Origin of the sequence: Caldimonas mangrovi (genome assembly GCF_023721835.1) — a bacterium.
In the GTDB taxonomy this organism is placed as follows: Bacteria; Pseudomonadota; Gammaproteobacteria; order Burkholderiales; family Burkholderiaceae_C; genus Caldimonas; species Caldimonas mangrovi.
The window spans coordinates 1-1,381 of the sequence record NZ_JAMKFE010000043.1 but is presented as its reverse complement, the minus strand read 5'-3'; the positions used below and the strand labels follow the sequence as shown (position 1 = coordinate 1,381).

The 1,381-nt window shown below is 61.3% G+C and carries 1 pseudogene; it reads left to right on the top strand.

From position 1 onward, the window contains the following. Positions 1 to 1,269 (top strand): annotated as a pseudogene (locus M8A51_RS26150) (IS1182 family transposase); the annotation flags it as partial. Between the last annotated feature and the right edge of the window lie 112 nt (positions 1,270 to 1,381).

Genomic DNA, 1,381 nt, shown 5'->3' with positions numbered 1-1,381 from the left:
CCGGACGGCGTACCACCCTGCGGTGCTGCTCAAGATCTACATCTACGGCTATCTCAATCGCGTGCAGCCGAGCCGACGCCTGGAACGGGAGGCGCAAAGCAGCGTCGAGCTGATGTGGTTGACCGGGCGTCTGGCGCCTGACTTCAAGACCATCGCCGACTTCCGCAAGGACCACGGCGACGCGATCCGTAAAGTCTGCCGCGAGTTCGTCGTCCTGTGCCGGCGGCTCAAGCTCTTCACCGATGGAATCGTGGCCATCGACGGCAGCAAGTTCAAGGCGGTCAACAACCGAGACAAGAACTTCACCGACCGCAAGCTCAAGGCGCGCATGGAGCAGCTCGAGGACAGCATCAAGCGCTACCTGGTCAAACTCGACCGTGCCGACCTCGACGCGACAGCCGTTCTGCCCAGCCGGGTCGATCATCTCAAGGAGAAGATCGCCAGGGTGAAGCTGCAGATGCAAACGCTCGGCGAGATCGGCGAGCAGATGAAAACAACAGAGGATGGACAGATCTCGCTCACCGATTCGGATGCGCGCTCCATGGCCACCAGCGGTCGCGGCACCGGCATCGTGGGCTACAACGTTCAGACGGCCGTGGATGCGAAGCACCACCTGATCGTCGCCCACGAAGTCACCAATTGGGCCACGACCGAGACCAACTGGCGAATATGTCCAAGCTTGCCAAGGCAGCCACCGGCGAGCGTGAGCTGATCGCCATTGCCGACCGTGGCTACTACGAGGGGTACGAGATCCTCGAATGCGAGCGGGCCGGCATCGCCGCGATCGTGCCCAAGCCGATGACTTCGAACAACGCCGCTGCGGGTCTCTTCGACAAGCGCGACTTCGTCTACGAAGACAAGGAGAACCAGTACCGTTGCCCGGCAGGCAGCGTTGCCATCTACCGCATGACTTCCGAAGAAGCCGGCAAGGTCCAGCACAAGTACTGGTCATCGGACTGCCCTCGGTGTCCCATGAAGCCGCGATGTACAAAAAGCAAGGAGCAGCGCATCTCGCGGTGGGAACACGAGGACATGCTGGATGTTGTTCAAGAGCGGCTCGACGGCGCGCCAGAGGCAATGAGACTACGCCGGCAGACCGTTGAGCATGTGTTCGGCACACTCAAGGCCTGGATGGGATCCACCCATTTCCTGACCAGAACGCTGCCCCGAGTGCGGACCGAGATGAGCCTGCAAGTCCTGGCGTACAACTTGAAGCGCGCGACAAAGATCCTCGAAACAGGACCGCTGATCAAGGCGATGAGGGCATAGGGCGATAGCCCTTTTTCAGCCGCGCTCGCTTGTCGTGCTCAGCAGAGTGATGCCGGTCGCGTCGGGATATGCCGCTGGCGGCATCTTCAACGGGGGTTTCCACACGGCCTCG